A 14,060-nucleotide genomic window follows, 5' to 3' on the forward strand; every position below is an offset into this window, starting at 1 on the left:
GTTGCGATTACAGATAAGGGCATGTTGACACTTATCAAGCATGCTAATGCAGATCGCTGCACTTTTAAAATAAAAAACCGCCGGCAACGGCGGTTTTCGGGGAGCGCAGAGCAATCAGGCGGACTGTGCCGTCTGGTCGTCAGTGTCCTGATAGATGAACAGCGGCTTGTCGCCCTTCTCGATCACCTTTTCGTCAACCACCACGCGGGTCACGCCATCCAGCGACGGCAGCTCGTACATGGTGTCCAGCAGCGCACGCTCCAGAATAGAACGCAGACCACGGGCGCCGGTCTTGCGGATCAGCGCCTGCTTGGCGATCAGGCGCAGTGCGGAAGGACGCACTTCAAGATCAACCTTCTCCATCGAGAACAGGCGCTGGTACTGCTTGATCAGCGCATTCTTCGGTTGGGTCAGGATATTGACCAGTGCCTCTTCGTCCAGCTCTTCCAGCGTCGCGACCACCGGCAGACGGCCGATCAGCTCCGGAATCAGGCCGAAACGGATCAGGTCTTCCGGCTCGACATCCTGGAACAGCGCCGACAGCGATTTGCCGCCATCCTTGGAGGTCACTTCAGCACCGAAACCGATACCTCCCTTTTCCGAGCGGCGACGGATGATCTTTTCCAGACCATCGAACGCGCCACCGCAAATGAACAGGATATTGGTGGTGTCGACCTGAATGAACTCCTGATTCGGATGCTTGCGGCCACCCTGCGGCGGCACCGAGGCAACCGTGCCTTCGATCAGTTTCAGCAAGGCCTGCTGCACACCCTCGCCCGATACGTCACGGGTGATGGACGGGTTTTCGGACTTGCGCGAAATTTTGTCGATTTCATCCAGATACACAATGCCGCGCTGCGCCTTTTCCGGATCGTAGTCGCACTTCTGCAGCAGCTTCTGGATGATGTGCTCGACATCCTCGCCGACATAACCCGCTTCGGTCAGGGTGGTGGCATCGGCAATCACGAATGGTACATCCAGCAGCCGCGCCAGTGTTTGCGCCAGCAGCGTCTTGCCGGAACCGGTCGGGCCAATCAGCAGGATGTTGCTCTTCGCCAGTTCGACGTCGTCCTTGCTGCTCGCCGTGTACAAACGCTTGTAGTGGTTGTACACCGCAACCGACAGGGTTTTCTTCGCCTGTTCCTGGCCGATGATGTGCTGGTCCAGGCTGGCACGGATTTCCTGCGGCGTCGGCAACTTGGCCGCCACCTCTTCCGGCGTGGCCGCATCGCCCAGCTTGGCTTCCAGCTCTTCGTGAATGATGTCGGTACACAGGTCGACACATTCATTGCAAATGTAGACCTGTGGCCCGGCGATCAGACGCTGCACTTCGTGCTGGCTCTTGCCGCAGAAAGAGCAGTAAAGCAGTTTTTCGCTGTTTTTGTCAGCCATTCACACCATTCCCGAATTAGGCAGCCACTTCGGCACGCGAAGTCAGCACTTTGTCGATCAGACCGTAAGCCAGCGCCTGCTCCGCGGACATGAAATTGTCGCGCTCGGTATCGGCCTGGATCTGTTCCAGCGCCTGACCAGTATGCTTGGCCAGCAATTCATTCATCAGCAACTTGGTTTTCACCAGCTCGCGCGCATGAATCTCGATATCGGTCACCTGACCGCTCAGACCGCCGCCGTACAGCAACGGTTGGTGAATCATCACCCGGCTATGCGGCAGCGTGAAACGCTTGCCCTTGGCGCCGGCGGACAGCAGGAATGCACCCATGCTGGCGGCCTGGCCAATGCAGAGGGTCGAAATGTCCGGCTTGATGAAGTTCATCGTGTCGTAAATCGACATGCCGGCGGTAATCGACCCACCCGGGGAATTGATGTACAGATAGATGTCCTTGTCCGGGTTCTCCGACTCCAGGAACAGCATCTGTGCCACGACCAGATTGGCCGACTCATCGGTGACAGGCCCGACCAGGAAAATGATACGTTCCTTGAGCAGGCGGGAGAAGATGTCATAGGCACGTTCGCCACGACCGCTCTGCTCCACCACCATGGGCACCAGCCCCAAACCTTGCGGTTCAATCATCGATTTCATCGACCTCTCCGGATTACAGTTGATTATTGGCCGTTGTTGCCCATCAAGGCATCAAACGACAGTTCCTTCTCGACAACATTGGCACGGGACAGCACAAATTCAACCACGTTGTCTTCCAGAACCATCGAAGTCGGGCCTTCCAGGCGGTCCGGGCTGGCGTAGTACCAGCTCAGCACGTCTTCCGGCTGCTCGTAGCTGTCGGCGAACTCTTCGATCATAGCCTTGACTTGCTCAGGCTTGGCTTCCAGCTTGTTGGCTTCCACCACTTCCGCCAGGATCAGACCCAGAGCCACGCGGCGTTCGGCTTGCTGGGTGAACAGGTCGGCCGGCAGCGGCATGTCTTTCATTGCCATGCCGCGCTGCTCCAGGTCCTTGCGGGCCTGTTCCATCAGGCGGCCAACTTCCAGCTCAACCAGCGACTTCGGCAACTCGATGGTGGTCGCATCCAGCAGCACCTGCATTACCGCTTCCTTGTTGCGGGCAGTCAGGCGACGCTTGACTTCACGCTCGACGTTCTTGCGAATTTCGGCGCGCATTTTTTCCACGTCACCATCGGCAATACCCAGCTGCTTGGCCAGCTCTTCGTTGACTTCCGGCAGTTGTGCTTCGGCAACGCTCTTCAGGGTGATGTCGAAGACTGCAGTTTTACCGGCAACATCCTTGCCATGGTAATCCTCAGGGAAGTTCACGGTCACGCTGACAGTTTCGCCTTCCTTCAGGCCTTTCACGCCGTTTTCGAAGTCAGCCAGCATCTGGCCCTGGCCGATCATGAACGGGAAGTTTTCAGCGGAGCCGCCTTCGAAGGCCACGCCGTCGATGCTGCCCTTGAAGTCGATGATCACGCGATCGCCTTCGGCCGCAGCGCGCTCAACGTGGTTGAAGCGGGTGCGTTGCTTGCGCAGGATGTCGATGGTCTTATCGATTTCGGCGTCGGTCACTGGCGTGTTCGCCTTTTCAACGTCCTTGCCAGCCAGTTCACCCACCACAACTTCCGGATAAACCTCGAAAGTAGCGGCAAACTTGAAGCTCTCGGCGTCGCCAGCGGCATCAACCGATTCAAAACGCGGGTAGCCGGCTACGCGCAGCTTTTGCTCGACGGCAGCCTTGTAGAAACCTTGTTGCACTTGCTCGCCCAGCACTTCTTCACGAACCTGCGCGCCATAGTTCATTTCAACGATCTTGGCCGGGGCTTTGCCTGGACGGAAACCCTGAATCTTGGCCGTGCGTGCCACGCGCTTCAGGCGCTCGGCAACTTGTGCGTCGATTGCCGCCATTGGCAAAGCAATGCTCATGCGACGCTCAAGGCCGCTCAACGTTTCCAATTGTACTTGCATGTCCAATCCTTAGATTTAAAGGTGTGGGAGATTAAAGCCAGAGACAAAAAGCAAGATGGCGGAACATTTTACAAGAACCGGCTGAATCTGCTTTTTGCACCAATTCAGAGGTATTGCCGAAGGCGGAACAGTCAGGGCGCCGCCCCGCTCGCCCGCATTCTGGCGACAAAAGCAAGGGATGAGTATAGCACGCAGCCACCAAATGAACAGTGCATCGCGCTTGCGGCCAAGTGCGCACCAATCCAGGTGCGTAAAAACAAAAAACCGCCGAAACCTTTGCTGTGCTTGGGTTTGAGCGGTTTAGTGTTTTCCATGAAGCAATGTAGTGGTGCGAAAGGAGGGACTCGCGAACCCGCTTGACACAAGGCAACCGGCTGATTTTGGGACACTTATGGGACACTGGCTCACAGCCAGCCACTCCTCGGGCACCCCATCATCACTGCTCAAACTCAGGCATCAAGACAAGACCCGGCAGCCTTGTAAATATTCCTTTATATACATCCCGGGACGGGACAAATAACCTGGGACGAATTGTACCGCCTATCACCCCACGATCCAAGGCTTCGCTTCGGCTTGATGCAGGCAAGACAGGTGACTCTCACCCGGGCGCCCTGTCGATGTGAAGCACTCCCTCCTCTGCTTCCAGCATTTTCTGGAACAGCCATTCCTTCAAGGCATTAAGCGAGGTTCGCTCCCTGGTCCGCGCTGTCGACATCAAGAAGAACCCATAACCCGTTTTGACCTGCAGTGGATAAGGAATCACCAGGCGACCAGCATCCAGATCTGGTTGCACGAAGGTAGGGTCGCTATACGTGACACCGACACCTTGCAAAGTAGCAGCGATGGCCATGTAGTCGGTATCGAACACCTGCTCTCTGGCCGCAGGTTGCGGCGAATAGCCAGCCGCCTTCCACCATAGCGACCAGCCCATACGGTCACCGGTTGGGTGGATGGGCGTGACTTGCGCCAAGGCTTCCAGCTCCAACCCTCCATTCAGGCACAGCTCGGGGGCACATAATGGCACCACGACTTCCTCATGCAAAAGTTCTACACCTTCACCAGCCAGCACTAGTGGCCCGTACTGGATCACATAGTCGTACTCATCCCAATGGACTGAGGGAGAAGCCTCCCACACCGTGGTCAAACTCACCTCGATATCCGGGTGTTCCTGATAAAACTCCCGGAGCAGCGGCATCAACCACAGGTAAGCAATCGAAGGGCGTGACTTGAGCCGAACCTGGTTGCCATGTCCATCGCGCAATCGCGAGACCGAGCTACCAATCAACTGCAACGCCATCTGGGTCGTCTTGAACAGGTCTTGCCCTGCCTCTGTCGGCACCGGCATCCGGTTACGTTTTTCCAGCAACGGGAAGCCGAAATAGCTCTCCAGGTTCTTGATCTGGTGGCTAATTGCACTCTGAGTCAGACACAGCTCATTAGCTGCAGCCGTGAAGCTGCTGAGGCGCGCAACCGACTCGAATACACGCAATGCATGCAATGGGGGGAGTTGACTCATCGCTTACTGACTCCAGTCGCAAGGATGCCGATTACATCGGCAGGCACCACGACTGTCAACCAGCGATCGGCCTCGCCATGCCTTGCGCACGCAGTTTTGAATCAGATGAATAGGGGCATCGATATGTTTCACCGCCCCCTTGTAACGCCTATGCAATACTTTTTTCACCTGCTTCAGACAGAAAAACTTCGGGTAATCCACGGGTTATCGGGGCTTTATTCATACCAGCAGCCAATCGCAGATCGCATTCAATCTCAAGATGCACATAGAGGAGTCAACATGAAAAAAAGCGTGACCGGAATCACCCTCGCCTTCTGTGCCCTGGCAAGCATGGGCAGCCATGCCAGCGAGACACAGCTCATTCGCTTCGGTGTCGAGCCTAACTACCCACCGTTCGAAAGCAAGATGCCGGATGGCTCGCTCGTCGGTTTTGACATCGATCTGGGCAATGCCATGTGTGCCGAACTCAAGGCCAAATGCGTCTGGGTAGAACAGGGGTTCGACGGCATGATTCCTGGCCTGATGGCCAAAAAATTCGATGCCATTCTCTCTGGCATGTTGATCACGGAAAAGCGCAAGCAAGTGATCAACTTCACCAACCGTCTGTACCTGTCCACCGCCAGCCTGATGGTACGCAAAGGCTCCGGTCTGCTGCCTACCGCCGAATCGTTGCGCGGCAAGCGCATCGGCGTGCAAAAAGGCACCTCCCAGGAAACCTTCATTCGTACCTACTGGGCACCCAAGGGCGTGCAGGTGGTTGGCTACCAGTCTCAAGACCAGGTATACGCAGACGTGCGAGCCGAACGTCTGGATGGCGCGGTGCAATCTACCGTACAAGCCAAGCTGCTATTCCTGGGAAGGCCGGAAGGAAAAAATTTCGAACTAGCCGGCGAGCCGCTGCGTGACGACAAAATCTTTGGCCCCGGCGTGGGCATCGGCATTCGAAAAGACAGCCCTGCGCTTGAAAAAGACTTGAATATGGCTCTGGCCAAAATCAAGGCAAACGGCACTTACCACAAGCTGATGAAGAAATACTTCGACTTCGATATTTCTGGCGGCTGATCACCACCTTTGCTGACAGGCAGGCCGGTTTTCCCATCACACCGGCCTGCACCCACCACTCATAGCTGAAAATCGCCCAACAATGTCCACTCCACTGATCTACGACATCGTGCTGCGCAACGGCACCGTGATCGACGGCACCGGTGCACCGCGCTACATGGCCGACGTCGCCATCAATGGCGATCGCATCGCCGCCATCCGCAGCCCAGGCACCTTGAAAGGCAGGCAAACCATCAATATTGAAGGACTGGTGGTTAGCCCCGGCTTTATCGACGTCCACACACACGACGACCGCCTGGTGCTGATCGACCCGTCAATGCAACCCAAAGTGAGCCAAGGCATAGCCACTGTAGTCGTTGGCAACTGCGGCATCAGCTTGTCACCACTCAAGCTCACCACGTCCGACCCGGTGCCGCCACTCAACCTGCTGGGCAGCAAGCAAGACTTTGTCTTCGACTCAATGCGCGACTACATCAAGGCCGTCAACCAGGCCGTGCCGGCAGTGAACGTTGTGGCGCTAGTCGGGCATTCCACCCTGCGCGTAGCCGTCATGGACGAGCTGGATCGCCCAGCAAGCGCAGAAGAAACACAGCAAATGCGCTCGATACTGCGCAAGGCGCTGGCAGAAGGCGCCGCGGGCCTGTCCTCTGGCTTGTACTACCAGCCTGCCAACGCGGCCGAAATGGACGAACTCGTCGAACTGGCAAAGGAAGCCAGCCACGCCGGCGGGATATACACCACCCACATGCGTGACGAAGACGACTTCGTCATGGAATCGTTGCAGGAAACCTTCGAAACCGGGCGCCGTGCCGAAGTGCCGGTCGTCATCTCGCACCACAAGTGCGCGGGGCGGAAAAACTGGGGTCGGAGCGTAGACACGCTGCGCGTGATCGAACAGGCGGCGGCCAACCAAGAAATTCACGTTGACGCCTACCCTTACTCCGCGTGCTCGACCGTGCTGCGCGCCGATGCCATCGACGAAAGCATCCGCATCATTATCACCTGGTCCACCCCATGCCCGGAGGTAGCCGGCCGAGACCTGGCTGACATCGCAGCAGAATGGCAGATCAGCCAGCACGAAGCCTGCGAGCGCCTGTCGCCAGCCGGTGCCGTGTACTTCGACATGAGCGAAGACGACGTGCAGCGCATCCTGGCACACCCACTGGTAATGATCGGGTCGGATGGCATCCCGCACGATAGCCACCCTCATCCGCGACTATGGGGCACCTTCCCGCGCGTGCTGGGCCACTACTCGCGAGACATCGGGCTGTTTAGCCTGGAAGAAGCCGTGCGCAAAATGACCTCCCTGCCGGCACAGCGCTTTGGGCTGACCAACCGCGGCACGATAGCTACCGACCATTTTGCCGATCTCGTTGTATTTGACCCGACAACCATCAGCGACGCAGCCACCTTCGAACAGCCAATCGCACCAGCTGTCGGCGTGACGCTATTACTGGTCAACGGGCAAGTGGCCTACTCCACGAGACCCGACTTGGCCAGCCAGCGGAACGGCCGCTTCCTGACTCGCTCCGGCATGGCCGTACCACTCCCAGCCTGATCGACACAACGCATCAGGCGTATCCGGTTACGGTGCGAACCCCTACGCCATAAAAAAGGCGCCACCCACCGGTGGCGCCTTTTCTTTCTACCCCCGCCGCGCCAGCCTGGCCATGGCGGCGGCGCCGATGGCGTGCAGATCGTCGCGGGTCCACATCACATCCGGCGCGGCGAGCTGCTTGGCCAGCTCCGCCGCTGTCGCCACAAACGCCTCGGTCGGTACCGGCTCAGCTTGCAGCACGCCGCGATGGTTCATGCTCAGCAACACCCGCCCGCCCCTCGCCAGATCAGCCGGCGACACCGGCCAAGGCATAGACGCCCCTGGCGCCGGCATAGCCGCGGCGGCAGACACTGGCGCGATAGCCGATGGTGCGGCCTCGCCCCGCAAGTATGCCTCCACCGCGGCCAACCCTGCCTTACCCTGTGCCGGCGCAAAGCACGCCGCGTGCATCTGCGCGCCCGCCTCTGTCCACACGATCATGCTGCGGCCGAAGTTGCGCGACACCTCGCCAGTGTGCAGATTGGCCAGCCCGAAGCGGCGCAGCGCGTCACCCTCCAGCCGGAACCAGTGCACACCGTGGACAAACCGCTCCGGGAACAGCTCGCGGTTGCGCCGGATCGGATCGATGCTCATGCCGAAGCATGCGGCCAACCTTTGCATGGTCAGCACCGGCAGATCGTCCAGCATCGCCACGCCAGGCGCCGCAACGTTGGCCGCAGCCGACGGCAAGGCGTAGCTGCCGGACTTGCGCAGCGACGGCAGCACCTCGTGCGTCACCCAGCGCTTGAAGCGCTTCGCTTCCGGTTTGCGGCTTTTCAGGATCGCGGAGTACAGGCCGGATTCGTTGATGATGACCAACGCCTGTTCTCCACCAAGGGTACGCACAATGTGCGTACCCTTTTCGTCTTCATCCAGAGAGCGCGTCATATCGGGCGCATTGCGGTAATCCAGCGCAGCAGCAACGTCAGACGCAACAAACCACACCTCACCTTCACGATCGAAGGTGCGGACATCAAAGGAACCAAAAGAGAAAACAGCAGGTGCGGACGCGCCAAGGGATTGAATGTGAGCAGTCATTTCTAACTCCTGTGATAGCGGTTTTTTCCCGCCACCCCCGCGGCCAAGCAAGGGTGGCAGACCAAGGTGGGGTTGGCCGACCGGCTCACAGGACACCGGCACACCCGAAGGTGTCCCCACCCGGCCCGCCATAAACTGCGCGCACGAGTGCATTCAAACAAAAAGCCGCAATGATGGCGGCTATTCTGTTCGCCTGTGATTACACGGGCGGCCAAGCCCGTTCACGCTATTGAGCGTGATACACATAGCATAGTAGACGAGGCAAAGGCACGTCAAGCCCTATAAGAAGCCGCGCAACCCTTCTGCCAAATGAGCAATAGGAACATTATGCATCTGCATTAGATTGCTCCAAAAATCACCCCATTAAAGTTTGACCTCAGGCGTCTACCACATCAATAGACGCATCATCTTTAGCCAAGCTTGTATATTGATAATTAGTAAGTTCAGACATAAGAAAGTTGTCCATCAACAAATGAACAAACAAGTCTTTTGATTTTCTAGTATCCAACAAGATTTTTGACTCATCCGCATTAAATCTTATTTTGTCTTTTAAGCTCGGAAATGATTTGCAAAAATCTATAATTTTGTCATTTGGTATGCCAGCCTTTATTACGGGCGACGATTTCGCAATCCTTGTTAACTTGCGTGCAAATGATACATCATCAATAAGCTCCCGGAGGGTCTCTGGATTTTCAACTAGAGCTGAATTCTCAATGGTCTCCACCCCAAGGCTAGCCTCATTTTTAATTACATCATGAAAGCCAAAGAATCTCTCTATCGTGGGCAGATCCAAAACAATAAGAGAGCCATCCACCTGTAACAAATGAAAGTTCGGGCTAATCCTAAAAAACTCTTCACTAATTTTTTCAAACCGTTCTGGTGATTTTTTCATGAAAAAACTAGTGCGACCATAAATATTTACACGAGCCATTGTTTTGTACAACACGAGTTGCTTTTCGTTGTTTCCAATCTCAATCAGCAAAGCAACAACATCTTCAATACTATTATCCGATAAATTAAAAATCTCATGATTACCAATTGAGCTTATTTTATCGAGTGCACTTAGTTCAGCCGGCCTGTCAATATCATACTCATATATGGCATTGGCACGCTCATCGGAAGATGATAAATTCATCAAAGTGAGTTTTCCATTATTTACAACCCCCTCAAGCACCGAACTTAAGAACATCTCCTTAAGGTCTGGCAATGCCTTACCCTCAATATCAAGCTTCTTAGGCTTTTCTTCACCTTTCATGATTGCATAAACAACAACCCCAACATCACTCTTGTTGTTAATGAAGTAATTCAGCGCCAAATCCAAATCTTGCTTATTCATTTAGTTAACCTTTGCAACGTAGAATATACGATCATCCAGCTTTATATAAGAAACCTTCTCGTTATTGGAAAGCCTTCTAAGGGATATCAATATCAAACCTGCCTTCTCCTCTCCGCCCTTAAAACTGCCATCTGCTTTGTATATATGAAACCCAAGAAGCGCCAACGACGGGTTTGCATAAAATAAATCTGTCTTCACATAAATTACACCCATAATGACCAAAAGAACGCCGAGCACAATTAAGTATCTTGCGTCATCAAAATCAAAACTAACCAATGGGATAACATACGTAGCAAGAAAAGTTAAGTGCTCATAATTTAAACCCTCAACATTTTTTGCTTGAAAAGGAATCTCGGTGGCGCCACTCAAGTCAAATTTAAATTTTTGATATGAAAACAAAGCCAAAAGCAACAAAACAAAACAAATTATTGGTATAATATTTGCCTTTAATATGGATGTTGTACTTAAAAAAACACAGTCAAATCCGATGCACAAAGGAATATCAATCTTTAGTATTATCACAAAAACAAATAATAACGATATTGATATCAAATACAAACCTACTTTGCGAAAAACCATATACACAACCCTCCTCTAAGAGCAGGCATTTTCATGCGCACATAACTGGAATCAATTTATTAAAAATATCATCCAAAAAAACATTATTGTTAAATTGCGCATTTAAAATAAATCAACTTCACGCATATTTTACAGTGAGCTACAAGTGATTTAATTACCACCACGGCCAAGGCAAGCCTGTCGGCTCAACCCAAGGCGCCCAGGAGAAGGCATAGGCCGGCAGTAGCAGCGTGAACCAGCCGAGTGCGGAGCTGGCCAGCACGCCGGCAGCAACAAGCCGTAGTGCAATGTGACGGCCATAACGTGCAAGCAGCCCGCCAAGCAGCGCACTCCCCGTCAGCAACGCGAGCACGCCCCACCCACCCGCCCAGTCGTACAGGCTCAGCAGCACAAAGGGAATCCACATGATTTCGTTGGAGGCCATGGCAGCGCCTTGCGTGTGGTTGACGTTGTATTCTGGTCTGGCTGATTTTTTATTTCAATGACATTGCGCAGATTTGTGCTTGCCGTTTGGCTGGTGGCTGCTACATCTAGGGAATGGCAGGCCCTGGCGTTTGCCGGCGCTGCGCCTGTCGTTGTTTCCGGTAGGTGAAGGAGTGCGTAATGGCTAAAGGTGGCGGTGGTTCAGGAGCAGGTAAAGGCGGCGGGACATCCGGCGGGAGAGGCACCAGCGGCGGGCGTGGCCAGTCCAGCCACCCCGGACCGGGTGGCAACTGGCCGAGCACGACTGGCGCCCCGTCCGGTACCGGCCGCGGCAATGCGCCGCCCGGCAGCGGGACGCCGAGATGAGGTGTGAGGGTGGTTCGTGACAAGGGCAAGCCGCGTGGCTTGCCCTTTTGCTTTGCGGCCAACGTTGGGGCTGGCCAGGTGCGGCGGTTTATTTTGCAAAGACGCCCATGCGGTTGGCCGCGACCAATGCTCTTGGCGCTGGATGCTTAGACCGGCTGGCCATAATCATTGCGGTGTGGATCGCCCTTGCTGCACATCCAGATCAGGAGCGGGATAAGGCCAATGACAGTGATGGCCAGCAGCTGCCACCAGCCACTGCGGTTGCCATCGTGTAGTCGGCGTGTGGCCGCGGCCAGAGACGGCAGGAAAAAGACCAGCGACAGTACGTTTGCGAGCACTTCGGAAGGGTCAATGATGATGGCGACGACCGACACCAGGCAGGTAAACAGGACAAACCACCAGTATTCCGCCCGTGCTGCACGTCCTTTGAAGTCGGCGTACTTGGACAGGCAGGTGGAGATTGCCTTGCCAAAAGTCATCTGCTCCGGCGCTGGGCCTGCGCTGAAGCGCATATCACTTGGTGCCGCCACACTGCCAAGGCTGGTGCCACAGCGGCTGCAGAATTTGGCCAGGTCTTGATTGTTCTGGCCACATTTTTGACAAAACATGCTCACATCCCCCTTTGACCGGAAACCATTATCCAGTTGCAATGACATGGGATTATTGCGCATTTCTCGGGCGCTTTACCATGCCATCAAGATGTTTTGTCACACTTGGCATAAAATTCGGACGTACTGGTGAGCGCACCAGCCGCGGACATCGACCGGGCTGGCTTTGCCAGAATTGCTATGGTTCTGGCATGATCCGCCCATGAAACTGTTATCTATCCTCTCTTTTGTCTTTGCGGCCAACGTGATGGCTGCGGATATCTCGTGCAAGGTGGTGGGTGTGTCGGATGGCGATACGCTGACTTGCCTGGCTGCCGGCAATCAATCCATCAAGGTGCGCCTGGCGCAGATCGATGCGCCGGAGAAAAACCAGCCGTTCGGCGAAAAGTCGAAACAGGCTTTGTCGGCAATGGTGTATGGCAAGCAGGTGGTGCTGCAGCCGGAGACGCGCGACCGCTATGGCCGGACGGTGGCGAAGGTGTTTGTGGGGGATCTGGATGTGAACCGCCAGCAGCTGCGCAAGGGCATGGCGTGGGTGTACCGGCAGTATTCGCGTGACAGCGGTTATGACGGCGCGGAGGCTTTCGCGAAGAGCTACGGCACGGGGCTGTGGGCGGACCCGAATCCGGTAGCACCGTGGGTGTGGCGCCACGAGAAACGGCAGATGCCGGCGGCGTCTGCGCCTTCCCGCCCGATTGCCCTACCCGCACCAAGCGCCCCTGCTTCATCGGTACCCGATCCAATCCTGAAGCCGCGCCGTTCTGCCGCGGGTTTCAGCTGCTCGGGGAAGGAGCACTGCAGCCAGATGGTGAGCTGCGAGGAGGCAAAGTATTACCTGCGGTATTGCCCGAACGTGAAGATCGACGGGGATCACGATGGCGTGCCGTGCGAGAAGATGTGCCGGTAGCACATGACACCTAAAGGAAGATGCTTGATGAATTTCAAAACATGGTTCGCGATTGCAGCGCTTAGCACCTTCGTAACTTCTGCATTTGCACAAGCCGACCTCATTCGATCAATGCAATTCGCGCAATACAAAGGCAATCGCTGGCCAATTGAACTTGAGTTCATTTTGCTAGATGTTTGTTTAAACGGCGACGAAACACAAATGACCGAAGCGACATACAACAAAAAGCGAAGCACTTGTGCATGTGCCGTTTCAAAATTGGAAGAGAAATTTAGCTTTGCCGATTTGATCCGGTCGCAACCAAAAGACGAGCAGATTTTTGATGCTGTTTTTCAGGCGGCCATGCAGGGATCCTGCACAAAGCGTTGAACAGGATCCCTTGTTTTTACTTCTTGCCTGGTACTTTGCCCGTATTGACGTTTTTGTCGCCGGCACTGGTTGCCCGCGTGCTGAATGAATCTTTTGGTACAACGCCACCATTTACTTTGGCGACGCCACTCTGGATGCGGCGAGCCGCTTCAGGGGTCATTGGCTTGGCTGGTTTCGACATGATGTTCTCCTAGGTTTGAATGGTACGCCCCGAGGACGCAACATGACATTAACAAGCTCCTTGGGGACATTTGGGGACAATGCACAAATGCTCTGCACGATAGAAAAACAGGCTGAGATCAAGGGGCTATTGCAAGAACTAGGCTGGAGTCAGGCCAAGTTTTGCGGTGAGTATTTTGATCTGTCGGATGAGTTTGGTGATGGCTTCAGTGGCCATGAGGATGAAGAGCTAACGCGCCTGCAGCATCGTTTCAAGAAGGAACTGACTCGCCAGACAACCAAACCTGAGCGCCTGCAAACCTACATTGACTTCATCTTGGCACATGATGAGTATCGTGGAAGCCTGATCAAGCCACGCATGGTTTATAAGCCTTATGACAAACAGACTATGGCGACGATCCAGAAAATGTCCCAAGCGCTGACAAAGCTGATTGAACAAGGAGAAGATTGATGCGAGATGGCAAGGATCTGGCCGCACGCGACGCGAAGCGTGATCTGGGCGCCGAGTTGCTGGCATCGGTCAAGGCCATGAAGGCCAATGAGGCCGCGCGGGTGACGGAGGTGGCTCCAACGCTGGCCGCAGAAGCACGTACCAAGACGGAGCTGTAGCAAAAGCCTTCGCAGCCATTTTGCAGATAAGCGCCCGCATGTTGCAGGAGTGGGGGCAAGGGTGACGCGGGCCGATCTATGCTGTGCAAACGTTG

At 55.1% G+C, this 14,060-nt stretch carries 16 protein-coding genes; 6 read left to right on the forward strand and 10 right to left on the reverse strand.

Annotated features, from left to right (window positions below):
* Nucleotides 1–114: 114 nt before the first annotated feature.
* From clpX to C8E02_RS05430, 4 genes are all read right to left on the reverse strand, one after another.
* Nucleotides 115–1,392: an ATP-dependent Clp protease ATP-binding subunit ClpX gene (clpX, locus tag C8E02_RS05415; protein ID WP_047965441.1), complete on the reverse strand. Its 1,278-nt coding sequence runs from the start codon at nt 1,390–1,392 to the stop codon at nt 115–117.
* Nucleotides 1,393–1,408: 16 nt separating this feature from the next.
* Nucleotides 1,409–2,041 (reverse strand): ATP-dependent Clp endopeptidase proteolytic subunit ClpP, encoded by a 633-nt coding sequence (gene clpP / locus C8E02_RS05420; protein WP_047965442.1) that lies wholly within the window; start codon nt 2,039–2,041, stop codon nt 1,409–1,411.
* A gap of 23 nt (nt 2,042–2,064) precedes the next feature.
* Nucleotides 2,065–3,375 (reverse strand): trigger factor, encoded by a 1,311-nt coding sequence (gene tig / locus C8E02_RS05425; protein ID WP_120809948.1) that lies wholly within the window; start codon nt 3,373–3,375, stop codon nt 2,065–2,067.
* A 598-nt stretch (nt 3,376–3,973) separates the two neighbouring features.
* Complete coding sequence (locus tag C8E02_RS05430; protein ID WP_120809949.1) at nt 3,974–4,891, reverse strand: LysR substrate-binding domain-containing protein; 918 nt, start codon at nt 4,889–4,891, stop codon at nt 3,974–3,976.
* A 279-nt stretch (nt 4,892–5,170) separates the two neighbouring features.
* Between C8E02_RS05430 and C8E02_RS05435 the strand changes: the two genes are divergently transcribed.
* Nucleotides 5,171–5,953, forward strand: coding sequence for an ABC transporter substrate-binding protein (locus C8E02_RS05435; RefSeq protein ID WP_120809950.1), 783 nt, complete (start codon nt 5,171–5,173; stop codon nt 5,951–5,953).
* A gap of 82 nt (nt 5,954–6,035) precedes the next feature.
* Nucleotides 6,036–7,511 carry an N-acyl-D-amino-acid deacylase family protein gene (locus tag C8E02_RS05440; protein ID WP_120809951.1) on the forward strand — a complete coding sequence of 492 codons (1,476 nt, stop codon included), beginning with the start codon at nt 6,036–6,038 and terminating at the stop codon, nt 7,509–7,511.
* A gap of 87 nt (nt 7,512–7,598) precedes the next feature.
* On the opposite strand, the gene C8E02_RS05445 is transcribed toward C8E02_RS05440, so the two are convergent.
* From C8E02_RS05445 to C8E02_RS05470, 5 genes are all read right to left on the reverse strand, one after another.
* A complete protein-coding gene (locus C8E02_RS05445; RefSeq protein WP_342766769.1) occupies nt 7,599–8,741 on the reverse strand; it encodes a BRO family protein in 1,143 nt (380 codons plus the stop codon).
* Between the two features lie 223 nt (nt 8,742–8,964).
* Nucleotides 8,965–9,924 (reverse strand): anti-phage protein KwaB, encoded by a 960-nt coding sequence (kwaB, locus tag C8E02_RS05450; protein WP_120809953.1) that lies wholly within the window; start codon nt 9,922–9,924, stop codon nt 8,965–8,967.
* Complete coding sequence (kwaA, locus tag C8E02_RS05455) at nt 9,925–10,503, reverse strand: anti-phage protein KwaA (RefSeq protein ID WP_120809954.1); 579 nt, start codon at nt 10,501–10,503, stop codon at nt 9,925–9,927.
* Between the two features lie 154 nt (nt 10,504–10,657).
* Entirely contained in the window at nt 10,658–10,927 is a 270-nt protein-coding gene (locus C8E02_RS05460; protein WP_120809955.1) for a hypothetical protein, read from the reverse strand.
* Between the two features lie 511 nt (nt 10,928–11,438).
* Complete coding sequence (locus C8E02_RS05470) at nt 11,439–11,948, reverse strand: DUF805 domain-containing protein (protein ID WP_211329182.1); 510 nt, start codon at nt 11,946–11,948, stop codon at nt 11,439–11,441.
* A 154-nt stretch (nt 11,949–12,102) separates the two neighbouring features.
* Here C8E02_RS05470 and C8E02_RS17605 point away from each other — a divergent pair, with 154 nt between their 5' ends.
* Together C8E02_RS17605 and C8E02_RS17160 are read left to right on the forward strand one after the other, a co-directional pair.
* Nucleotides 12,103–12,807, forward strand: coding sequence for a thermonuclease family protein (locus tag C8E02_RS17605; protein WP_120809958.1), 705 nt, complete (start codon nt 12,103–12,105; stop codon nt 12,805–12,807).
* A gap of 27 nt (nt 12,808–12,834) precedes the next feature.
* Complete coding sequence (locus C8E02_RS17160) at nt 12,835–13,176, forward strand: hypothetical protein (protein ID WP_147424449.1); 342 nt, start codon at nt 12,835–12,837, stop codon at nt 13,174–13,176.
* Nucleotides 13,177–13,192: 16 nt separating this feature from the next.
* Here C8E02_RS17160 and C8E02_RS17385 read toward each other — a convergent pair whose 3' ends face one another.
* Entirely contained in the window at nt 13,193–13,357 is a 165-nt protein-coding gene (locus tag C8E02_RS17385; protein ID WP_170152110.1) for a hypothetical protein, read from the reverse strand.
* Between the two features lie 42 nt (nt 13,358–13,399).
* On the opposite strand from C8E02_RS17385, the gene C8E02_RS05480 reads away from it, so the two are divergent.
* Entirely contained in the window at nt 13,400–13,807 is a 408-nt protein-coding gene (locus tag C8E02_RS05480; RefSeq protein WP_120809959.1) for a hypothetical protein, read from the forward strand.
* Nucleotides 13,807–13,965 carry a hypothetical protein gene (locus C8E02_RS17390; protein WP_170152111.1) on the forward strand — a complete coding sequence of 53 codons (159 nt, stop codon included), beginning with the start codon at nt 13,807–13,809 and terminating at the stop codon, nt 13,963–13,965. The genes C8E02_RS05480 and C8E02_RS17390 overlap by 1 nt, the downstream gene beginning before the upstream one ends.
* The last annotated feature ends 95 nt before the right edge of the window (nt 13,966–14,060 follow it).

The sequence above is a fragment of the Vogesella indigofera genome (assembly GCF_003633895.1).
GTDB classification, from domain to species: domain Bacteria; phylum Pseudomonadota; class Gammaproteobacteria; order Burkholderiales; family Chromobacteriaceae; genus Vogesella; species Vogesella indigofera.